We start from the raw sequence: 22,102 nt of genomic DNA on the forward strand, positions 1-22,102 counted from the left end.
CATGACCTTATCGACGGCCGATATCCACGATCCACCGCTTCTGGTGATTGTCACCGGCCTTTCCGGGGCTGGAAAATCCACAGCGATCAAAGCCCTGGAAGATCTCTCCTTTTTCTGTATCGACAATCTCCCTTTTGCCATGGTGGATAGCGCGGTGGATCACCTGCTGCAGAGCAAGTGGACGCCGAGGCGCTATGCCCTGGGTATGGACGCAAGGGATAAGGACTTTCTGACCGGCTTTGCTGACCTGCAAACGCGGCTCAAGCGGCGCATTAAACTCGATGTACTTTTTTTAACCTGCGCCCCGGATCAGCTGGCGGAACGATACAGCACCACGCGGCGCAAACATCCTATGCTCGACAGCGGCGGCCAGTTGATCGCCGCCATCAAACGGGAAATTCATGCCCTGCAAGGTATCGAACGTCTCGCGGATGTTTCCTTCGATACCACGACCTGGAGCGTGCACTTTCTCGCGCGCAAAATCGAGGAACGCTATTCCGGTGGCGTGGTGGGACGCCAGCTGCATGTGAACGTCACAAGCTTTGGTTTCAAGAACGGTCTTCTGAAACCCGCGGATACCGTCTTTGATGTGCGGTTTCTGCGCAATCCCTACTTCGATCCTGTGCTCAAGGATCGCACCGGGCTGGAAGCGGCGGTTTCCAACTATGTCTTCGCGGATCCCAACGCGAAAGTCTTCCTCGATAAAATCGTGGATCTGCACCAGTTTCTGCTTCCTGAATATTATAAGGAAGGTAAACACTACTTCCGCATCGGCATCGGCTGCACCGGCGGCAAGCACCGGAGCGTGGCCATCGCCGAACGGCTGGCGGTGGATCTGGCGAATCTTTGCATTCCGCAGATCGCCGTGAGTGTCAACCATCGTGATATCGACGTTGGGATGTGAGGCCTGGCGGACTGTCCTGCCTCCCTATACGGAATGGATGACCCACCAGCGCGCCTGATCCGGAATGAAAATCTCCAGCGAAAGACCGCGTTTCCAGGATATCCGGGCCGGATAACGGATCATACCGACGATGAAATATCCACTGAGCTGCGTGTGCATGTTCCGCAGGGCATAAGGAACAAAGACCCATTGCATGGGCGTGCGGGGAACGTTTTGCCAGGTCGACAAGGTTCCAGGAACCATCGGCAGATCATCGCCGGCTTCCAGCATCTGGAACGTTCCAAAGATGGTCTGGAGCCATTGCCCGTTTTCATTGGTCATGTTCAGCTGAAAATTATTCGCCAGCGCTTCGCTGTTCCTTTGCAGATGCAGGCGGGCGCAGGGGACGAGGCGCATGGGGGGACGGGGATGGAAATTATAGGGAACATAGCCCAGGGAAAAGCTGCCAGTGCTACAGCCCGGGGTCTGGGCTTCGGGCATCAGCGCGATCTGTGATCCGGTCATCATATCAAAAGGCCAGAAATCCGCTTCAACCTTCCCCAGAAAAGCATAGGCTGCATCCGCATTCGTGATCTTCTTTAAGGTCAGAGCCACGTGACGATCCATGACGAAGACCGTATCGTGTTTCATGCCAAAGATATGACCCAGTTCATGCAGGAGCATGTGCTCGATCTTGCGTGCATCCTGGCTGAAGGCCGGAATCCAGACGTAGCCCTGCTGCCGGTGTCTGGCGTGATCATACGAGCGGCGCAGGGCCAGACCGTAGCCATCGCTTTCATTCAGGCTTCGATAGAGACGCAGCTCCTCATTATCGAGGCCAATATAAAACTCCAGTTCGGGCTTATCCGCACACGCCACCTCACGACTCACAAGGGTCATGTGGGGGAAATATCCGGGCAGAAGGCCATTCAGTGTGGAAGGACTGCCGATCTGATAGCGTGAAAAAAACTGCTGCCAGGTTCGGAAGCCCCGTCGGATCATTTCCTCAACGTCCGCGGCCGGCAAGGGAAACCCCTCCCCGACCCGTACACAGTAACGGATGGCTTCCGAACCCAAATACCAGACGTTATCGTTGACCTGATAAAGGCCACCACCATTGCCCGACCAGCCGCCGGAATCAGGCTTTCCCGCGGGGGCCGCCCTCGCATAAAGAACTTCACACATCAACATGACAAGGAACACGCAGCGTCCTGCAGCTGTCATATCACCTCCAAAGCCAAGCTTCGCTTGACATTAGTCGCATGAAACAGTCATGTATACGAAAAATTTGTATAAACCCGCTTTGGAAATTGCTTTCAAGTGAACAGGATTTATGGACACCAATGTTATCGCGAAATTATACGGGCTTTCGTCAAAAGCCACGATAGCTCGCATCGCGCTCTGGCCACTGCCTGCCAGATTCATACGAGTTACTTTTCCCGGGTCATGACCGGTGATGCTGAATTTTCAGCAGAGCAGCTTTTCAAGATCTGTAAGGCCATGGAGCTGCAGGAGGAGGACATCAACTTTGTTCTGATGTTGGGCGAACTAAGCCGCAGCAGCCACCATGAACACAAGCAGTTTTTGAAGCAACGCATCGAGGCGGTTCAGGAGGAGCACCTGCGTTTGAGCCAGCAATTGCAGGGGGAAATGACCCGGCTGGGCCCTGAGCAAATCGATCTTTACTTCAGCGATATCCGTCTGGCCAAGGTCCATATGCTGCTGACCGTGCCGCGCTTCCGCGCCTATCCTCAGCAGATTTCCCGGCGCCTCGGGCTCAGCGAGCATGAACTGCAAAAGCTTCTGGAACGCCTGCATCAGCTGGGGCTCATTCGCTTCCATGGAGGCGCCGTTCATCACGTGGAGCAGAGCATTCACCTCGATGAACATCATCCGCTCTCCCTGCAGAACCATAAGAACTGGCGAATCGATGCCCTGCATCACCTGACGAGTTCGGAGCGCCAGCCGCACGACTATCATTTCTCGGCAACCTTCACCTGCGACGCTGATACCAAGGGGCGCATCAAGGAGATCTTCAAATCAGCCATCGTCCAGGCCCAGAGCCTCGTGGCCGCTTGTCCGCGCGTGGAACAGGCTTATGTCCTGACTCTGGATCTCTACTGAGTTGGAGAAAGATGGTTCCCGATGTTCATAGTTAGGCAATATTCCGCCTGAAGATTAATCGCTAATGCGTAGTCAGCCGGCAGCGAAACGCTAGAGTAAGGCTCATCGCTTCACCTTGTTATGAAGAGAGGGCATCATGAAACTCTGGTATCGATCTTGTCTCCTGTTCATCCTCGTGCTGTCACGGCCCTTGATGGGCCAGGCTTTGGCGGAAAAGGATCTCGCCCTTGTGCTGGATCGCGATCCCGCCCAGGCCATTCGTTTTCAGAATGCAGGCGCGGGAATTCTTTTTCCCCAATCCTGGTATCAGGCTGTTCTGAACGGTTTTCGGCAGACGCCGGTTGGCGATGCCCTGGAACGTGAGAACGTTTACGATCATTGGCAGCTGACCGGGATTCGTGTGGCGCCCTGCATGCCCATCGGCCTTGTTCCCACGGACAATGTCCGGGAACATTGCTGGCCTGAGGTGCGGCTCGTCTGGCAGCCGATCGTGCGAACCACGACGGGCGGTCTGTTTGCTGATGATCGCGCGATTCATGCGACTTACGATGTTTTTCCAACGGATGCTCTGAGTCAGGAGGAGCTGAGCCGCGTCATCGCCTTGCGGAATCGCCTTTTCTCCTACTACTGGGGCTTCAAGGATCCGAACAATCTTCTGAATGCCCAGGAGGAAGCGGAATTCCGTGCCCTCCGGAACAAGGTCGTTCAGCGTCTCATCGGCAATACCATCTGGCTGCGGACCCTGAATGCCTCATATGCAGGACATGGCCTGCGACCTGAGTATGGTCGCCCCGAGTTTGCCCTCTTCCGCAGTCGGCTTTTGACCTGGCTTCAGGCCTATGCGCCTGCGCACCTCATCAAGGAAGCCACAGCCTTCTCGCTGCCTGCCGGTCGGGCTCCGGGAGCCATCAATGGCTGGAGTTTTATCGCCTTCCATGGCCAGTCGGGCCAGCTTCAGCCGCGCAATCTCTCCATTCTCTCCACCAGGGATGGAACGGAAATCTTCAACTTTGGCGATCATAGTTCAGCCAGTCGGCAGCAGGATGATCCTCGCCTCCTGCGCACACCCGTTTCGGCCGCCATCGCCCAGGAGCTGAGAAATTCCGTGATCTTCAATGCTGTGGATCGCAATCGCCTCCTGCCACGCCTTGCGGATCGCAATCAGATCCTGCCCAACAATACGAGCTGCGCGAGCTGTCATCGCTTTAATCAGGACGGCAATGATTTTCACAATATGTCTTATTTTGTAGGTTTGCCGCAGATTTCCCTGGCCGAACGCGTGCGACGTGATGTGGCCTGGGATCTCAACTGGCTGGCAACACATCTGCAATAACCCCGTTCGAAGTCTTTGCAATCTTGATGAGTATGGACGACGAATATCGTCCATACTCTCTTTTCACCCAGCGGAATTCTCAAATTTTTCCAAGGCGGGTTTGAGTCAATATATCAATCTCTATCATAAGCTCCTGTCGCAATTTGAAGTTGGCCGGCGTATTTTCCAGTAATGCCAGCTGCTTGCGTAGATGAACTTCTTTCGGAACAAAGCCAAGGTCCCGCAACTTGGACTGCATGACGTCCTGGTTGGTGTCAATCTCCAAAGGTTTTCCAGCACCAGGAAGATTATCGAATTCACCTGCCTCGATAGCCTCTCGAATCAAGTTTTCAATCTGCCAACTGGACTTCATGTGATAGCCTCCTGGGGCATAGGCACTGATGAGAAAGCTTTTTTCCATGGCAATGCCTTGTGCCGCATACTCGGTATTTTTTCTCCAAAGAAGATCGTTCTCAGGTATAAGTCATTGTTTATATTGATTTATTATGCGTGACAGGCATCTGGTCGCGGCTGCTTATTGGAAGATTAGTACTGAATGACAGTCTATTATTGGAAGAAAATTACCAATTAGCTACCTCAATAGACTTCTAACTGGAAAAACAATCCAATGGCTCGTGGCAAGGGGGCTGTCATTTGGCAGCCCCCTTGGCTTGTGAGCTTAGCTATAAGAGGAAATATCCGGACACGTACAAACCAAATTCCGATCCCCGTAGGCATTGTCCACACGTCCCACATAAGGCCAGAACTTGTTCTCCTTCACCCATGCCTTCGGAAACGCGGCCTGTTCACGACTGTAAGGCCGATCCCAGCCACCGGTAAGAACGGCTGCCGTATGCGGCGCATGCTTCAGCACGTTATTATCCTTCGGCGCCTTGCCCTGCTCCACTTCACGAATCTCATTCCGAATGCTGATCATCGTCTCGCAGAACCGATCAAGCTCCGCCTTCGACTCCGATTCAGTCGGCTCGATCATCATGGTGTTGGGAACCGGCCAGGAAACGGTCGGAGCATGATAACCATAGTCGATCAAACGCTTGGCAATATCATCGACGCTGACATCCGCGGTTTTCTTCACTTCCTTCAGATCGACGATACACTCATGAGCCACAAGGCCATTTTTCGCGCGATAAACCACCGGGAAGGAACTGTCGAGGCGCTTCGCCATGTAGTTCGCATTCAGGATGGCCACCTGGGTGGCCTTTTTCAAACCGTCAGGACCCATCATGCGTATATACATCCACGAGATCGGCAGAATGCTGGCACTGCCCCAGGGAGCGGCCGCGATGGGACCGACGCCCTTGTCACCGCCCATTTTCACCAGAGGATGATTCGGCAGGAACGGAGCCAGATGCTTTTTCACGCCGATCGGTCCGACGCCAGGTCCCCCGCCACCGTGCGGAATGCAGAAGGTCTTGTGCAGATTCAAATGGCAAACATCCGGACCATATTTCCCAGGCCGGCAGAGACCGATCTGAGCATTCAGGTTCGCGCCGTCCATATAAACCTGGCCACCATTCTCATGAATGATGTTACAGATCTGCACGATCTCCTCTTCGAACACGCCGTGCGTCGAAGGATAGGTGATCATCAGAGCGGCCAGATCATTCTTGTGTTCCACCGCTTTTGTCTTCAGATCCGCAAGGTCGATGTTGCCGTCATTGTCACACTTCACGACGATGACCTGCATGCCGGCCATCACAGCCGAAGCCGGGTTGGTGCCGTGCGCCGAGCTGGGGATCAGGCACACCTTGCGATGACCCTGACCCTGCGACTCATGGAACTTGTTGATGACAAGCAGACCCGCATACTCCCCTTGCGCGCCGGAGTTCGGCTGCAGAGAGATGGCGTCAAAGCCCGTACAAACCGCAAGGTAATTTTCGAGCTGCTCAAAGAGCTGTTTGTAACCTTTCGCCTGATCCACGGGCACAAAAGGATGCAGCCCATTCACTTCCGGCCAGGTGATGGGCAGAAGTTCCGAAGCAGCATTCAGCTTCATCGTACAGGATCCAAGCGGAATCATCGAACGGGTCAGCGAAAGATCGCGCGACTCCAGCTTGCGGATATACCGCATCATCTCCGATTCCGATTGATAGCTATTGAAGATCGGGTGCTGCAGGTAAGCCGAAGTCCGGACCAGAGCCGCAGGAATCGCTTCACCAGCCGCCGCGGCCAGATCCTTCAGAACCGGCACCGGCTTGCCTTCCGCAAAGATCGAAAGAAGTTCGCTGACCTGCTGGGCATCGGCCTTCTCATCCAGGGCGATCAGAACGCTATCATCCAATCGACCGAGGTTGACGTTCTTCGCCAGCGCAGCCCGCATCAGACCGTCCGCCTGCGCCTGATCCAGCTTCACCGCAAGGGTATCGAAATAATTTTCCGATTTCAGGGCATAACCCAGCTTTTTCAGACCTGTTCCGAGGACCCGGGTCAGGGCATGGGTGCGTTCCGCAATGCGCTTCAGGCCTTTGGGACCGTGATAGACGGCATACATCGAAGCCATGATCGCCAGCAGAACCTGGGCGGTACAGATGTTACTGGTCGCCTTGTCACGGCGAATATGCTGCTCGCGCGTTTGCAGCGAGAGACGGAAACCGTTCTGTCCATTCGCATCCTTGGAAACCCCAATGATACGACCTGGCATGCGGCGCTTGAATTCATCCTTGGTGGCAAAGAAACCGGCGTGTGGTCCGCCGTAGCCGAGCGGCACACCAAAGCGCTGCGAGCTCCCAACCGCAATATCCGCGCCCAGTTCACCCGGCGCGGCCAGCACACAAAGCGCCAAGAGATCGGTGGCGAGTGTGACAATCAGTCCCTTGTTTTTCGCCTGGGCGATCAGATTCCGGTAATCCTCGACGCGGCCGTCGGCAGCGGGATACTGCAGCAGAAGACCGAAGGCCTCACTGCCGAAGTTCACCTTCTGTGGATCCACGACCGAAACCTTCAGCCCCAGAGCCAGAGCCCGGGTGCGGACGACTTCAATGGTTTGCGGCAGACAGTTTTGAGCGATGTAATACACATCACCCAGACCTTCCGCGGCCAGATCCCGACTCATCGACATCGCTTCCGCCGCCGCCGTGCCTTCATCCAGAAGCGAGGCGTTGGAGAAAGGCAGGCCGGTCAGATCAGAAACCATGGTCTGGAAGTTGATCAGCGCCTCCATGCGGCCCTGAGCAATCTCCGCCTGATAAGGCGTGTACTGGGTATACCAGGCGGGATTTTCGATGATGTTCCGCAGCACAACGGAAGGTGTGACCGTGTCGTAGTATCCGAGACCGATATAGGAACGATTCAATTTATTTTGGCTCATGATGCGCTTCAGCTCAGCGAGCGCCTCATGCTCCTGCAAGGCAGCCGGAAGATCCAAAAGCGCTGTGTCCTGAATGGCTTTGGGCAAAGCGGTACGGGTTAATTCATCAAGACTGGCATAACCGAGCTCTTGCAGCATAGCTTGGACATCGGAATCCGACGGTCCGATGTGACGACCAGAAAACTGCTGAACATCATTTGCTTTTTCCCAGACGTGAGACATGGAAATGGTCCACCTTTGTGTCGTGAGTTGTCATGAACGTCGGTAATCTAGCTAAAGGAGAGAGAAAACGCAAATGATCCTCGCGACTTAGTGCGCTGTGACAGGCGGCCGTAACCTCGTGTAATACTGGGAAGAATACCAGGACTTTGGCCTTTGCGGGCCCATCGGCTATTTTCCTTGGTTTTTCTCCAAAAACACCGCGCGAACCCGGCAATTTCCAATGGAAATGATAATCAAAATCATTTAATCCTTCAGGGTCCTGCATGAAGCATGGATAATAGCGCACAGCCGATGAGCCGGCTGCCGACCTCTAACGCCAATACTGCCGAGTGTGACGCGATGATGAAAAAGAATTGGACCCTTTTATTGGCCCTGCCTTTTACGGTGGCAGGCTGTGGAGAAAACAGCAGCAACAGCCCCGCTGTGGAGCAGCTGCCTGCTTTTGATCGTCTTGGACTTTTGAAAGATATCAGCGAAGGTGTGATTCAGCCGCGTTATGCGAGTTTTGTGGAGCGGACCCAGGCTCTGAAAACCGTCACGGACTCCTTTTGCCAGAATTTGACGACCGGTTCGGCCTGGGCTACGGCCGTGACGCCCGTTCAGAATGAATGGAAGGAAACAATGGCTCTCTGGCAGGAGGTTGAGGCCTTCCAATTCGGGCCTCTCACCGATCAGGAAAGCATTCTGCGCTATGATATCTACACCTGGCCTGTGTTGAACGCCTGTGCCGTGGATCGTCAGGTCAATGCCATGGCCCAGAATGCGGCAACTTACTCGCTGTCGACCGACGACGGGACCAAAAGTCTCAGTGCCATCGAATATCTTCTTTATGATGATGACAGCCTGCACGCCTGCAAGGCCGATGATACCCAGGTGCAGGGTTGGAACGACAGGACGGAGGCCGCCCGTCATGAGCTGCGCTGCGGCTATCTCAAGTTGCTCGCGACCGACCTTGTGACCCAGGCCGAAACCCTGCAAAACAAGTGGAATGATGGCAGTCAGGGTTATCATTATCAGCTGATTGCGGAGGCCGGAGACACGGACCTGCAAACCCGCATCAATGTAATTTCAGACAGCCTCTTCTTCCTCGACGCCACGCTGAAGGATAAAAAGCTCGGCATCCCCTTGGGAATTCACTCCTCCTGCCGCACCGATGTCTGTCCTGAAAGCATCGAGCATCCCCTGTCTCAGCAAAGTCTTGCCGCGGTGCAGCACAATCTGATCGGTTTCAAGGCCGCGTTCGAGGCCGGCTTTGATGATTACCTGAAGGCCGCGGGTGGTGAGGCTCTGGCCACGCAAATGCAGACCGATATCGACGAGGCTGTGGCGTCAGCGGAAAGTCTCGCGGACGAAAGCCTTTTGGATTTCATCAATAATCTGGATCAGGCCGCTTGCGCTGCGACCACGACGGATGATCGCAAGGTCGCGATCTGCGCTCTTTATCAGGATGTCAAGGTCATCACGGATGAGTTGAAGACGGAATTCGTGGAGATCCTGAAACTGTCCACGCCAGCACAAAGCTCGGGTGATAATGACTGAAACAAAGCCGGACATGGTTCTTGAGCAGCTGCTTGAACCCGGATTGATGTTTTTCGATCCGAGCAAGCGATTTTTCTGGGGAAGCCTTCTGGCTTCCCTTCTGCTTATTATCGTGGTGTCCGGCTCACGGCGCGGGGAGAACCTCAAAACCCTGTTTGCACCGCGTATCTGGTTTCATCGCTCCTCGCTCGCGGATATGAAGATCATTTTGATCAATAATCTTTTCCGCCTGCTCGTCTTTCCCAGCTCCTTCATCACGGCGGTCGGCATTGCGGCCGTGATTTCCCTGCTGCTCACCAAAATCATGGGCGGCAAGCCCGACCTTGGCTGGTCGCCGTTCGGGGTCACAGCCCTTTACAGTGTTGTCATCTTTCTGGCCGACGACTTCGCCCGTTTTTTCTTTCATTATTTGCAGCACCGCTGGCGCTGGCTCTGGTGCTTTCATCAGGTTCATCACAGTGCGCTGGTGATGACGCCTCTGACCCTGATGCGAACCCATCCCGTGGACATTCTCTGGGCCCGCATTCGCAATGCGCTGACCTATGGTGTGGTCACGGGCGTTTTCTTCTTTCTCTTTGGTTCAGCTGTCTCCGGCTGGGATATCATCGGGGCGGAAGCCCTGGGTTTTCTCTTCAATTTCGCCGGCTCCAATTTGCGACACTCTCAGGTCTGGATAAACTTCGGTCCTCTGGAGCGGATCTTTCTCAGTCCCGCAGCCCATCAGATTCACCACAGTCGCGATTCCGTGCATTACGATAAAAATTTCGGGGTCTGTCTGGCCGTGTGGGACAAGCTCTGGAAAACCCACTTTCTTCCGCAAAATGTTCAGCAGCCCCTCCGTTTTGGACTCGAGGATTCGCCTCTGTCGGATGAACGGCAGAGTGTCATCACCCTGTATTTTCAGCCTTTCCGTGATCTTCGGGCCTTCAGCCGGAAAAACCCGGGTTGACTTCCCCCAAGGTTGTGCCATAGTTCCTGGAGCATCCGTGTCGATCCGTGGTGGAGCTATGCATAATTTCCTCAAAAAACAGAATTTTCTGCCGGGAATCTCGCGCATTGCCTGCCTTCGCGTTCTATTTTCCAATGGTTCGCTGACTTGTATTGGTCGACTTACTGTTCCCACACGCTCTTAAGCCCAGGGTGCAACGGACTTTCCTGCCAGGAAAACTCCAGGCATCCTGGGGAGCCCACAAAACAAACATAGCATCCGTATGTCCCATCCATCTGGAATCCTTCAGATGCGTTGGAACATTGCGTTTGCTTGACTCCATTGCAAAAAATCGGAGGAAACGTTCATGCTCAGGACCTTCAATACTCGGGACATAAACATGGTAAAATGGAATGAAATGATCACAGATCAGGACCTGGAAAGAATTCTCCACTGTCTGGATAATGTTGCCGTCGACGTCACGGCTCTGGAAGCCTGGGAGGAGAAGATGGAACGGGCGCAGATCATTCCGCAGAGCGAAGTGCCGTCTGATCTTGTGACCATGCATTCCAGGTTTCGCTGCCGCGAGGATAGTGAATTGGAAAAAATAGGCGAACTGTCGCTGGTTTTTCCGCACGAAGCCAATATTGATGAAGGCAGAATTTCGATCATGGCTCCCCTGGGTCTGGCCCTGCTGGGCGCCCGCGTGGGCCGTCGCATCACCTGGAAATGTAGAAACGGACGTACCAGAAACCTGGTTGTGGACTCCATCCTGTATCAGCCTGAGTCCAGCGGCGACTGGCATCTTTAGGTGCGCGTTTGGCTCCAGGTCTTCAGGGATTGACAAGCCAGTTTTTTAAGCTCATGAACAGGAAATAAAGGGGGACTGTTCTCGATGATGAAAAGGTTCTACAGAAATTTGAGCTCCATGGACATTGCCATCGACCTGGGTACATCAAAGACGGCAGTCTTCATCAAGGGCGAAGGGCGGGTCTACGAAGAACCCTCTGTCATCAGCTTTCGGGAGTACGGCCACAAAAAAGCGATTCTGGCCATCGGCGACGAGGCCTCCAAAATTCGCGGCAAGGAGCCGGTCGGCGTTGAAACCGTGCGCCCCCTGCACGGCGGCGTCATCGATCAGCTCGATGCCACCAAACTCATGCTTCGGGAGATTGCCCGGCGGACCAGGATCGGCCGCTTCCTGAAAAAACCCCGCGTGCTGATCGGCGCGCCCTTCTGCATTTCCGATGTGGAGCGGCGGGCCGTTCTCGATGCGGCCAGTGTCTTTGAAACCTCGACCGTCAGAGTCGTGGAGGAACCCCTGGCCGCCGCGATTGGAGCGGATATCGACATTTCCGAGAGCGTGGCGAACATGATCGTCGATGTCGGCAGCGGCATCACCGAGGCTGTCGTCATCTCACTGGGCGGCATCGTGCATTCCGAATCCATCCGCGTCGGCGGTGATGCCATCACCGATGCGCTGGTCAACTATTTTAGAAATCACTGCGATCTGATTGTTGGTGAACGCACCATTGAAAGCCTGAAACCCATGCTCTGCGATGTCTATGGCCAGGCCGAGGAGACAATCACCGTCAAAGGCATCGATGTGCATTCCTATCTGCCCCAGACGCGCAAAATCACCTCGGGCCAGGTCAAGGATGCCATCCTCGGCCCTGTCAGCGCCATTCTTCGCACGATTCGCCTGACGCTGGAAAACACACCACCGACGCTGTCCGGCGACCTGATCGATCGCGGCATCATCCTTACCGGCGGTTCCGCTCTACTGAAAAACCTCAGCTGTCTGATCGAGGAGTCCTTCGGCATCCCCGTCCGCATCGCCAACGATTCAGCCGGCGCAACACTGCGGGGAACGGGCCGTATGCTGGAGGAGATGGAGGTTTTGCGGATGTTGCGCAGCTGAGTCTGCGCGGCCCTTCATGGGATGATATGCCCGTGCTTCCGAAAATGTTTAAGGCGTTGGCGAACTTCATGCTCAATGCGGGAGCCAATTGTAGCCATTGGCGCCTGCTCTTCAAGGGACGCTCTGACATCAGCCAGATGAGCTGCAATGGTTTCACTGATACGGGCCATATTTTTCAGAAACTTGCCATCACGAACGCCGATGGATTTTTCAAGAATTTGAATGTCTGAGCGGCGTATGGCATCATAGCGCGTGGTGCTGCCGATCTTGAACGCGAAATCCGGACTAAACCTCCGCTCATAAACTGTTGTTGAGAGCAAGTCATAGAACGGAGCCAGTCTGATATTTTTTTCGTGGTAGAGCAGGCTGATATTCTTCGAATGCGAATCATTGTTTCCTATGATCAGGTTGAATGCGATCCAATCCAGAAAGGCTTCAAGATCCTTGATGGGCTGCGTACTGTGTTGGCGAATCAACTCGTAATTCCGTGTAATACCCGGGCCGCCGCGGTCCTCGTATTTCTGCCCGCTGGCTATTCCTTGTGCTTGACAGAAGTCCTCCTGATGGATGCGTTTAACTGTTCTGCCTTGAGCCGTGCGATCAAAACGCTTGATGATCAGCAGCGCAGGCTTGGGAATCAGGACCACCTCCGGCACGGATAAGCCGACCTTTTCAGCCAGTTTCATGCAAAAATATTCGTTGAAGACTGTTTGTGAATTTCTAAAGTCCAGATTCACCTTGGCTATGTGTGTGGATGGGGCACTTCCCGTTGCAACATGGACTTTTCCATCCTGGTACACTATACAAAACTTATCCTGAGCACCGGCCAGTGAAAATTTTGTGCCATAAGTAGCGGTCATGGACTGATAGAGCTGCTGGCCGTCTTCAATGGCATCTTCAATGGTTTGTAGAGGAACTTCGATCAATTGACCAGCCTGGGACACGGCTTCTTCGTGCTCGGATATAACAAAGGCTCCGGCTATGTCTTCACCAAACTCTTTCAGAAACTGGTAAGGGCTATCCTTGGGCAGCTTATACGCCTGTTCAATGGTCCGACGAATTTTTTCCTCCGGCAGAAGGTTTTCAAGAAATATGGCGGGACGTGGATGCAGATGAACCGCCTTCTGCAGAGGCAAAGAGAGTGACAGCGGAAAAGCTTCAGACCATTTGATCCAGGTCTCATCGTATTGAAACTCCAGCCGCAGGGATTCATCTGGTGTAAAGGCCCCCACCCGTTTTTTTTCATAAAACAGATAGAGCGGATTCATGCATCACCATCGGTCTGACAGATGAGTTTGACGCCGAGCATCTCACATATTCTCAAAACTGTGGAAATCCTGGGTTCGGTCTGCCCCGATTCAATACGCACAATACCAATGCGCTGCAAACCGGTGAAGTCGGCCAACTGCTCCTGCGTGACATGCTGTCTCTTGCGTGTTTCCCGAAGAAATTCGATGAGTTGGGCCGTGGTCTTGATATGCATACGCGCCTCCCATGTATACTTCAGTATACTTTATCAGGCTTCAGGAGGGACCGGGTAAAGAATGTATAGAATACTATACTTCCGAGCGGGAAAGGCGGGATATCGGCCTAAAATGTATAGTACGCTATACAAAATCAGGCCGGTTGGACCGGCGGCCCGGACAATTCACTCTTCTTCCGCGATATACGACTCGTACTCTGACGCCGAGATCAGCTCGCCGTCTTCCTTCGCGTACTCAACCTGAATCAGCCAGCCTTTTTTATAAGGATCTTCCGCCAGACTTTCGAGGTTTTTGGTGGCATCGGCATTGACAGCCGATACCTTGCAGGTGATCGGCATATAGAGGTCCGACACCGTCTTGGTGGATTCGATGGTGCCAAAGGTTGAACCAGCCTTGAAAGTCTCACCCACTTTGGGGAGTTCCAGGTGAACCACGTCGCCCAGCTGCTCCAAAGCATAGCCCGTCACGCCGATGGTTGCTTTGCCGTTTTCAAGGCGGATCCACTCATGTTCACGGGTGTATTTCAGGTCCTTAGGAAATGACATTGTTTACCTCTTTCAAGCATGAAAATACGGCTCAGGCGATCACTTAACCTGGGACGAATATAGGGGTCTTTTCACGATCTTCGCAACTTTTCTTTTGCCGCGTACATCAACGTCAAACGTGTCACCCGGCTGGCCGCCATCCTTTTCAATCAGCGCCATGCCGCCCGCAAAGTTGAGCGTCGGCAGATGCGAACCGCTGGTCACGACACCGATCTTGCGATCGCCCTTATAAATATCCATGCCGTGACGGGGAATTCCCTGCTCTTCCAGCTGGAAGGCCACCATTTTGCGTGCAGGAATTTTCCCAGCTTTTTGCGCTTCCATCTTTTCCTTGCCGAGGAAATCACCCTTTTCAAAACGCACAGCCCAGCCGATGCCCGCTTCGATCGGCGACACGGTTTCATCCATGTCATTGCCATAGAGCAGATAACAGGCTTCCAAACGCAGCGTATCCCGCGCGCCGAGGCCGATCGGTTTTGCTGGTGTTTTTTCGAGCAAAGTCACGAACGCCTGCTCAGCCACCGCGTTCGGCAGATAGATTTCATAACCCCACTCGCCGGTGTAACCCGTGCGTGCGGTATAGCCCATCTGTCCGAAAAATTCCGTGGGCACGATATCGGTATATTTCAGCGCCTCGACTTTCTTCTGATCATTCGGATTCAAAAGCGCTTTCAAACATTCCTGGCTCTTCGGCCCTTGAACGGCAATCTGCGCCCACTGCGGGGATTGATTGTCCAGTTTCACGTTGTTGCCGGCCTTGTGATCGACGAGCCACTGATAATCCTTGTCCGCATTCGAAGCATTCACGCAGAGCAGATAGGTGTCTTCCGCCAATCTGTATATAATGAGGTCATCCACAAAGCCCGCGTCCGGCGTGGGCAGCGCACTGTACTGGCCATTGCCGATGCCGAGGCGGCTGACGTCGTTCACGGTGTGGAACTGCAGAAATTTCAGAGCATCGGGGCCGGAAACGAAAATCTCACCCATGTGGGAGACATCAAAAATCCCGCAGCTTTCCCGCACGGTTTTATGTTCCGCGAGCACGCCTTCGTAACTGATGGGCATATCCCAGCCGCCAAATCCTGCTGTCTTCGCTTTCAGCTTTTTATGGATGGCGTATAACGGTGTGGTCTTGAGCTTTTCTTCCATATTGGCGCCCCTATTTCTAACGATTTTACCGAGGCCCCGAGGGTACTCAAGCCGCCTGCGAAAGTCCAGAGCACACCGACGTCAGAGCAGTTGACTTGAGTCGCAAAAAAAGGTCTTGTCAGCCGGTCATTCGATCGAAGGAAAGGACTCTGGTATGCACCCTTATCTTGACATACATCCCGAAGTAGCCCAGGCCAAAGCGGAAGGGCGCGCGGTCGTCGCCCTGGAATCGACGATCATCTCGCACGGCATGCCTTACCCGCAGAATGTGGCCACCGCGCGTGAGGTGGAAGCGATCATCCGATCGGAGGGAGCCGTGCCGGCCACGATTGGGATCATCAAGGGGCGGGTCAAGATCGGGCTCACCGAGGAGGAGCTGGAAAGCTTTGGACAGAACCGTTCGGTGGAAAAAGTATCACGACGCGACTTTCCTCTTTTGGTTGCTCAAAAAATGGACGGAGCCACCACGGTCGCCGGAACGATGATCGCGGCGCAATGGGCCGGCATCCGGATTTTTGTGACCGGAGGATTGGGAGGCGTGCATCGCGGGGCTGCGGAGAGCTGGGATATTTCCGCGGATCTGACCGAACTCATGCAAACGGATGTGTGCGTTATTTGTGCAGGCGTGAAGTCCATCCTGGATATACCGAAGACCCTCGAAGTCCTGGAAACATCGGGCGTCCCCGTGATCGGATATGGCACGGATGAGTTCCCTGCGTTCTTCACGCGATCGAGTGGATGCCCTGTGCTGCAACGGGTTGATGACCTCGCGGCCCTGGCTGGCATCATCAGGACCAAGTATGAACTGGGTTTGAAGGGCGGCGTGGTCGTGGCGAACCCGATCCCTGCGGAACACGAGATTCCTGCTATCGAAATCGATAAGACTATCGAAGAGGCATTGAGTGACGCTCAACGTCAGGGGATTTCCGGCAAGGCTGTCACCCCGTTTTTGCTGAAAAACATTGTGGAGCGCACGCAGGGGAGAAGCTTGAAATCCAATATCGCCCTGGTGAAAAACAATGCGCGTGTGGGGGCGCGGCTGGCTGTAAGTGTGGCGGCAGGCGACGCTCGTTGATCCGCCACAAGACTGCGCAAGGGAGAGGACATGGAAATTCGGATCTTTGAGCGGAATGGTCAGACTTTTGGCGAGCTTGTTTCAGATGACCTGCAGTTAAAAGAAGCCCAGGACATTCTCGACATCATGGCGACAGCCAGCTACGACGGTTGCCAGAATCTCATCATTCATGAAAAAAATTTTGATCCGGATTTTTTCGACCTGAAAACCAGGATCGCAGGTGAAATTCTGCAGAAGTTCTCAAATTACCGCATGCGACTCGCCATCGTCGGTTCGTTCGACAAATATGAAAGCCAAAGCCTTCGCGATTTTATCGTGGAATGCAATCGAGGCAGGACAGTTTTCTTTGTTGACGATATTGATGCTGCTGTGAAGAAATTGTCTCAAGCTTGAAATTCGGGGGCCTTAGAGCCACTTGATCCGCAAACCAGCCAGGATGAAACCAATTTGAAACGCCGAGGTTTTGGCCCCGTTCGCTTCCCCGCTCTTATTGCGAATGAAGGCGCCTCCGAAATAGCGAAGATTTCGCGCCAGGGGATAGACAATCGTCTCGGATATTTTAATGGACGTTTCACTCGACTTGGAATCCGGGTTGGGTGGATTTTTATCGGTTCGGCTGCTTAAGGAAAAGCTCGCCCCATGTTCGAGATCCAGGGATCCCCAGGACGTGTAATATACACCCCAGCCGCCAAATAACGTGGAATCTGAGCTGGCCGTCTGATTCAAGCCAATATCCGCACCGAGTTCGATGTCATTGGTGATCATGTAGCCAATGGAGACAAAGTGATTCCCATCATCAAAGGGGAAAATGTAGAGGCCGATTTTCCCGTGCGTGATACCGATGAAACCATCATCGAGCGCCTGAGTGGTCAGTTCATTAACCTTCTCTGAAGCCCCATTGGCCTCAACGGTACTCGTCGTATATTTCAAAACGGGAAGCTGAAGCGAAAACCTGGCAGGACGTGGTTTGGTCGGAACCTGACTCTGTGCCTGTGCGATGGCAGAGGCCAGAAGCATGAAAACTATGATGATCAGGTTCTGTTTCATGGTGGTTCTCGCTCTGTATTTCAGAGCTTTATCGGCTAATCTTACTAAAAGGATAAGAATGCCAAGAACTGCATTAATATCAATAAATTGCAGGTATTTTGCATCCGGCAGTCGGTATTTATATAGTCCGTTGGGAGGGGATTCGGAGAGGCGGTCGGTTCGGGTTGGGGCTTTCTTGATAACAACGCGCGGGCTTTCACTTACGACAAAATTTTCGCTTTGAACTTTCACCCGTTGTGCATAAGGTAGGCGCAACATTTGGCTTTTGGTGGAAGCCGGAGCGCCAACTCCAGCTTCCTGAAACTACGGAGCCTGACAATCGCAAAAAAGCGGACCCCGCCGTTCCGTTCGACGGATCATAGGCGACTTGCATCCGCTTTTCAATGTCAGCGTCTCCCTCATGGAATGAGGGACTCATGTCAAACGCGCAGCTTTCTTATAACTCCCCGGATCATCCAGTATTTTCAGGCGGTCGCTACCTCAGAGCGTTCGATCATTTGCATGACATCGATCATTATGAACACAGCATCCTGACCTATCTAGGCTCTCTGATGCCCTTCGACAAAGGCTTTATCGACCATCCGGCTTTCCCTTCCATAGCCACGATTGCCCGTTCCACAAAAATTAGCGAATCCACGGTTCGCAAAAAACTCCGCTCACTCGAATCCAAGAACTATCTCAAAACCAAAACCGTGCGGTTTCTCAACACACAAGGCAAGTTCCAGCAAAGCTCCAACGACTACTCTTTCACCACCCAGGCCTTCGATACTTACACCGACGTCCTGGCTTCCCGAAACCAGATCAAAAGCATCCGCAGGCGTTCGAGTCTCACTCTCATCCACACCCCTCCCCTCTCCTCACAAGGCCCCTCCCCCCGCGGTTCCCGTACCACCCCCCATCGCGAGCCGTTGCCTAATTCCTTGAAGGACCACCCGAAAGATAATCCCAAGTCCACAGCTTCCTGTTCCGATGACCGTGACATCTTCACGATGAAGTCTGAAGTGGATCGGATTGTTGAGGTCTGGGAGGATGTAACAAAGAAGCCTGTTACCAAAGGACAGAAGGAAACTTTTCTTCAGCAATATGTCCGTATTCGTGGGCATGAGATTTTTTATATGGAACGTCTGCTTAGGCTGGCGTCGGATTCGTATCTGCTGGGTCGGGCTCATAGTATCAATTTCCTTTTTTCAGGCTTCGACATGGCTGAGAAAGACAAACGGGATATCACTCAGAAAGTGGATCAAGCCCTGTCCATGGCAAACAGCCAGGCCGAGATTCAGGAAATCATGGATCAGATTCCCTCGTTTGTTGTGAAGAAGTCTCACAACTATATCGAGCCGTGGCCCTCGCTTATGGCTGAGTTGTTTCAGTACCCCTTTGCAGTGCATGGTCAAGGTATAACTCATTGAATTTAGAATAGAAGAACGACTTTTTAATGGTCATAGTGACCACATTAAGTACAGTTTAAAGTTGTATTAGACAACTTCCGAAAAGGGGGATATGTTGGGATGAAGCTAAAAGAGGCTCGACAACTCTTCAATCTGCTTCGAGTCCGAAACGCAATAGAAATACGGCGTCACGCCTGGAAGGATCATCCGGAAAGAGGATTTTCTCCACTGGAACTGGTCCGCCTCATCAAGAGCAAAGGCGTCCTTCAATTATAATCGTTACCCAACGGCCTTGCCCAGCTCGTATCTTTGGCTTTGCAAGGACGATGAGGGCCGAAAAACTGAGATCGCAATACTTTTTGAGCGCAATGATTCAGGTCAATTAATAATGGTGGTTCACGCCTATCGAGACGTGAGGGAAAAATAATGAGAAGCATACCAATCAACGATTACAAATACAGAAACGCCTTTGGCGAAATGATTTTTGATCAAGTGATCGTCTCTGTTCCTGATGGATGGAGCAATGAAGAAAACCTTGAAAATGCCGACTACAGCATTTCTGCAACTGAAATCCTCCGGATGGAACGGGAACTTGCCCTTAGGTTTTTCAAAAACCAGTACCGCCCTATCCTGCTGGGCCAACGTACTATCACTCCGGACGAGCTTAAGGCCATACAGGATATCCTGGGAGTCAATCGCTCTGACTTGGGAAAGCTTCTCGGCCTTCACAAAGCCTCGGTCACGAATATATTCAAAGGCAAAGCCATGAGTCCAACTCTCGCCAACCTCATCATGGAACGCCTGGGAATGGAGCTCGGAAGACCAGGCTCTGCGAGGCTTCTCTTGAATGGTGGAACGATTCCGGATGAGGAGGAGCTTGCGAGTCAAGAAATAAGCAGGACCCGGTTTGGTGTTCCCGGGCATGTTGCGTAAGCTGGACAGTTAACCTGCTCAGATCGAGCTGACGAGACAAATCGTTTGAGCTATCCTCGCAACGCAACGATCACACAGAAGGGAACAGCAATGTTGACACGATTCATGGCTCTGATCCTATTCAGCTCCTCACTTCCAACCTTCGCCGCAGAGGAGGTGCGCCTGGCCTGGGCTCAGAGTATTCAATGCCCACCGATCAGCGGCTGCTATCGCCACGAACGCACCTTCGGCATCATCGAAGTTAAAAATCTTGCCTTCGAAAAAGTGGTGGAAGTCGCCTACAAAACCCCATGGACCGGAACCGAATGGATCACAACCAAGGCAACTTACCATGCGCCTGCCAATGATGGTTACGAAGCCTGGGCCTTCGAAGCCGCCGGTCCCGTGGAAGCTTTCGCCATCGCCTATTCCGTGGCAGGCACAACCTACTGGGACAACAACCAGGGGCAAAACTATCAAAACAAACGGTATGGCATTGACCTTCACCTCGACGAGGCCCGCCCCCTGGCCGTGACCAGCGCGCACATGAGCGGAGATGACAGGATTTGGATCGACCTGGCTGTGGATGGCCGTTATGCCAACGGCCACCCGGTGCAGGTTCAGCTTGAAGAGGGAGATCAGGTACTGACTCTGGAGGCTGAATATAAGGAAACCTATCCATCCGGCTTTCAACTTTGGCAGGCAGCTGTTCCGGTTTCCGAAGGCCTCGATGTCAACGGCCTTCTGATTTCAGCGAAGGCAGGCCAGTTCCTGGATACGAATTATGGGCTGTACTATCGCATCAGACGCTGACAGCCTTTGGCCCATGCTCAGTCCTCAAAGATCTGCAGCTGTTTGTGCAGGAGAGGATCATAAACCCTGGGCGAACCCTGCCCTAACAGCCCTTGCAAAACCTCCTCATGCCCCGCCTGAGGAGACAGCTGCCTTTGATATAGAAACAGCGACAACCCCAGAGGATTGGCAAAGGAGGAAGCCGAAGGCCAGCTGGGTGCGGGCAGATAACCCAATCCCAGAGGAGCTGAAGGAATACGTTCCCTGCGAGCCTCAGGATCAAAGAGCCCCTTGTATCCAGTCACAATGTAAAAATTCGTGCAAGCCTTGCCGTTGCTTTCATGAGCCGCCAGCGCATGCGCTCCGCTACTGCCCGCATCCGGGATATCGAAACCATGATACGAAGCTGCATTCACACGGATGCGTCCAGGAATCAAACGGCAATCCAGGGCATAATTCGGATCATTTTCCTGTAGGGTATAGGAAGCTGATGGTGCCGCCTGAAAAATATAGACCGGCTGCTCACCCCGATCCGTAGGGCTGCGCAATTGGGTCATCCGTTCAAAGAGCATCGCATAACGATCCAAAATCTTCTGTATGATTTCAACTGAAGGCTGCTGCAATCCGCACATCTTGAACCTTTCCCGCAAACCCTTATCCTCGAGTCCCCAGGAAAGGTGCACGTAGTTGATCGCATGCTTCTGTATAGCGGCCACAAGAGATTCCTCCATATGACTGATGGCCTCATCCAATTGCGACCAGGCTCCTACATCATCATTTAACAAGGGACACAGGCGATCCTTGGTCAAGACATCGGAAAGCTGATCCTCGCTCACGACAAACTGCGCCTTGGGATTGGCATCAGCCAGACTGGGCAGGATATCCATGCCATGGCCCGTGAGCTGTGGCAGTTGTGCTCCAAACTTCTCCAGAAACGGCAGAGCCACATCAAGACAGGCGACTGGAATAAAGTTTTTGTAGTTGTTCACCTGCTCCAGGATTCCCAGAGCATCCCGATTGATGCTGGTTTTCCAGTGTGTTTCTTCATAACGACCCGAGGGATGAAGCCTCAGACTGGCCAGGGTTCGGGAACGATAACGCGTGAAAGCTGGAAGGTCCACCGCATCATCAATCAGTAGGATTCTCTGTCCCAGACTCTCCGCGCGTGCCGCACCTGGAGTCAGCTCCAAATTCTCAAGTGGACAGGTTCCCGGGCAGGTGCTGGCACTGATCTTTTGCAAAAGCTCGCGCTGAAACTCCTCCAGTCCCTCCCCAGACATCCGCGTGCAGAAATCAATGTCCAGTGGTTCATGCGATTGATCCTGACTTTTGCCGGTACACGCATTCATATGCAAGAGACCCAGGATCCACCAGCCCAGCCAGAGTTTTTTCATATCAAAGTTTCTCCCGCGTTTAACTTTCCGACAGAGAGACCAATCATTCACTCGAAAAA

The 22,102-nt window shown here is 53.2% G+C and carries 21 protein-coding genes; 12 read left to right on the plus strand and 9 right to left on the minus strand.

The window, feature by feature from the left end; genetic code table 11:
• Position 1 precedes the first annotated feature (1 nt).
• On the plus strand, positions 2-904 hold the full coding sequence (gene rapZ, locus OLTU_RS00090; RefSeq protein ID WP_141730739.1) for an RNase adapter RapZ: 903 nt from the start codon (positions 2-4) through the stop codon (positions 902-904).
• A 24-nt stretch (positions 905-928) separates the two neighbouring features.
• Here rapZ and OLTU_RS00095 read toward each other — a convergent pair whose 3' ends face one another.
• A complete protein-coding gene (locus OLTU_RS00095) occupies positions 929-2,107 on the minus strand; it encodes a hypothetical protein (RefSeq protein WP_141730740.1) in 1,179 nt (392 codons plus the stop codon).
• A gap of 96 nt (positions 2,108-2,203) precedes the next feature.
• On the opposite strand from OLTU_RS00095, the gene OLTU_RS00100 reads away from it, so the two are divergent.
• Complete coding sequence (locus OLTU_RS00100; protein ID WP_141730741.1) at positions 2,204-3,007, plus strand: DUF4423 domain-containing protein; 804 nt, start codon at positions 2,204-2,206, stop codon at positions 3,005-3,007.
• 136 nt (positions 3,008-3,143) lie between these two features.
• Positions 3,144-4,340 (plus strand): hypothetical protein, encoded by a 1,197-nt coding sequence (locus tag OLTU_RS00105; protein ID WP_141730742.1) that lies wholly within the window; start codon positions 3,144-3,146, stop codon positions 4,338-4,340.
• A 79-nt stretch (positions 4,341-4,419) separates the two neighbouring features.
• Here the strand turns inward: OLTU_RS00105 and OLTU_RS00110 are convergent, their stop codons facing one another.
• Both OLTU_RS00110 and gcvP read right to left on the minus strand, forming a co-directional pair.
• Entirely contained in the window at positions 4,420-4,740 is a 321-nt protein-coding gene (locus OLTU_RS00110) for a DnaJ family domain-containing protein (protein ID WP_141730743.1), read from the minus strand.
• A gap of 258 nt (positions 4,741-4,998) precedes the next feature.
• Positions 4,999-7,869, minus strand: coding sequence for an aminomethyl-transferring glycine dehydrogenase (gcvP, locus tag OLTU_RS00115; protein ID WP_141730744.1), 2,871 nt, complete (start codon positions 7,867-7,869; stop codon positions 4,999-5,001).
• 339 nt (positions 7,870-8,208) lie between these two features.
• Here gcvP and OLTU_RS00120 point away from each other — a divergent pair, with 339 nt between their 5' ends.
• The 4 genes from OLTU_RS00120 (at position 8,209) to OLTU_RS00135 (ending at position 12,257) form a co-directional block, all read left to right on the plus strand.
• Positions 8,209-9,408, plus strand: a complete 1,200-nt coding sequence (locus tag OLTU_RS00120) for an imelysin family protein (protein WP_176736208.1) — start codon at positions 8,209-8,211, stop codon at positions 9,406-9,408.
• Entirely contained in the window at positions 9,401-10,357 is a 957-nt protein-coding gene (locus OLTU_RS00125; protein WP_141730746.1) for a sterol desaturase family protein, read from the plus strand. Before OLTU_RS00120 ends, OLTU_RS00125 begins: the two co-directional genes overlap by 8 nt.
• Positions 10,358-10,736: 379 nt before the next feature.
• Positions 10,737-11,147, plus strand: a complete 411-nt coding sequence (gene rnk, locus OLTU_RS00130; RefSeq protein ID WP_176736209.1) for a nucleoside diphosphate kinase regulator — start codon at positions 10,737-10,739, stop codon at positions 11,145-11,147.
• A gap of 117 nt (positions 11,148-11,264) precedes the next feature.
• Positions 11,265-12,257 carry a rod shape-determining protein gene (locus OLTU_RS00135; protein WP_218109749.1) on the plus strand — a complete coding sequence of 331 codons (993 nt, stop codon included), beginning with the start codon at positions 11,265-11,267 and terminating at the stop codon, positions 12,255-12,257.
• A 14-nt stretch (positions 12,258-12,271) separates the two neighbouring features.
• Here OLTU_RS00135 and OLTU_RS00140 read toward each other — a convergent pair whose 3' ends face one another.
• From OLTU_RS00140 to gcvT, 4 genes are all read right to left on the minus strand, one after another.
• The gene (locus tag OLTU_RS00140) at positions 12,272-13,525 is read right to left on the minus strand and encodes a type II toxin-antitoxin system HipA family toxin (protein ID WP_141730749.1); all 1,254 of its coding nucleotides are present in this window, start codon (positions 13,523-13,525) and stop codon (positions 12,272-12,274) included.
• The gene (locus OLTU_RS00145) at positions 13,522-13,740 is read right to left on the minus strand and encodes a helix-turn-helix domain-containing protein (RefSeq protein ID WP_141730750.1); all 219 of its coding nucleotides are present in this window, start codon (positions 13,738-13,740) and stop codon (positions 13,522-13,524) included. The genes OLTU_RS00140 and OLTU_RS00145 overlap by 4 nt, the downstream gene beginning before the upstream one ends.
• A gap of 165 nt (positions 13,741-13,905) precedes the next feature.
• Positions 13,906-14,286 (minus strand): glycine cleavage system protein GcvH, encoded by a 381-nt coding sequence (gene gcvH / locus OLTU_RS00150; RefSeq protein ID WP_141730751.1) that lies wholly within the window; start codon positions 14,284-14,286, stop codon positions 13,906-13,908.
• A 39-nt stretch (positions 14,287-14,325) separates the two neighbouring features.
• Positions 14,326-15,435, minus strand: coding sequence for a glycine cleavage system aminomethyltransferase GcvT (gcvT, locus tag OLTU_RS00155; RefSeq protein ID WP_141730752.1), 1,110 nt, complete (start codon positions 15,433-15,435; stop codon positions 14,326-14,328).
• Between the two features lie 154 nt (positions 15,436-15,589).
• Between gcvT and OLTU_RS00160 the strand changes: the two genes are divergently transcribed.
• Complete coding sequence (locus OLTU_RS00160; RefSeq protein WP_141730753.1) at positions 15,590-16,510, plus strand: pseudouridine-5'-phosphate glycosidase; 921 nt, start codon at positions 15,590-15,592, stop codon at positions 16,508-16,510.
• Positions 16,511-16,540: 30 nt separating this feature from the next.
• Positions 16,541-16,903 carry a DUF4180 domain-containing protein gene (locus OLTU_RS00165; RefSeq protein WP_141730754.1) on the plus strand — a complete coding sequence of 121 codons (363 nt, stop codon included), beginning with the start codon at positions 16,541-16,543 and terminating at the stop codon, positions 16,901-16,903.
• A 12-nt stretch (positions 16,904-16,915) separates the two neighbouring features.
• Here OLTU_RS00165 and OLTU_RS00170 read toward each other — a convergent pair whose 3' ends face one another.
• On the minus strand, positions 16,916-17,557 hold the full coding sequence (locus OLTU_RS00170; protein WP_141730755.1) for a hypothetical protein: 642 nt from the start codon (positions 17,555-17,557) through the stop codon (positions 16,916-16,918).
• Between the two features lie 416 nt (positions 17,558-17,973).
• Between OLTU_RS00170 and OLTU_RS00175 the strand changes: the two genes are divergently transcribed.
• The 3 genes from OLTU_RS00175 to OLTU_RS00185 all read left to right on the plus strand — a co-directional run bounded on the left by OLTU_RS00175 (position 17,974) and on the right by OLTU_RS00185 (position 20,670).
• Positions 17,974-18,966 (plus strand): helix-turn-helix domain-containing protein, encoded by a 993-nt coding sequence (locus OLTU_RS00175; RefSeq protein ID WP_176736210.1) that lies wholly within the window; start codon positions 17,974-17,976, stop codon positions 18,964-18,966.
• A 405-nt stretch (positions 18,967-19,371) separates the two neighbouring features.
• The gene (locus OLTU_RS00180) at positions 19,372-19,878 is read left to right on the plus strand and encodes a hypothetical protein (protein ID WP_141730757.1); all 507 of its coding nucleotides are present in this window, start codon (positions 19,372-19,374) and stop codon (positions 19,876-19,878) included.
• Between the two features lie 105 nt (positions 19,879-19,983).
• Positions 19,984-20,670: a CBM21 domain-containing protein gene (locus OLTU_RS00185; protein ID WP_218109750.1), complete on the plus strand. Its 687-nt coding sequence runs from the start codon at positions 19,984-19,986 to the stop codon at positions 20,668-20,670.
• 17 nt (positions 20,671-20,687) lie between these two features.
• Here OLTU_RS00185 and OLTU_RS00190 read toward each other — a convergent pair whose 3' ends face one another.
• Positions 20,688-22,043, minus strand: coding sequence for a hypothetical protein (locus OLTU_RS00190; protein ID WP_141730759.1), 1,356 nt, complete (start codon positions 22,041-22,043; stop codon positions 20,688-20,690).
• Between the last annotated feature and the right edge of the window lie 59 nt (positions 22,044-22,102).

It is taken from the genome of Oligoflexus tunisiensis (genome assembly GCF_001748245.1).
Taxonomy (GTDB): Bacteria; Bdellovibrionota_B; Oligoflexia; order Oligoflexales; family Oligoflexaceae; genus Oligoflexus; species Oligoflexus tunisiensis.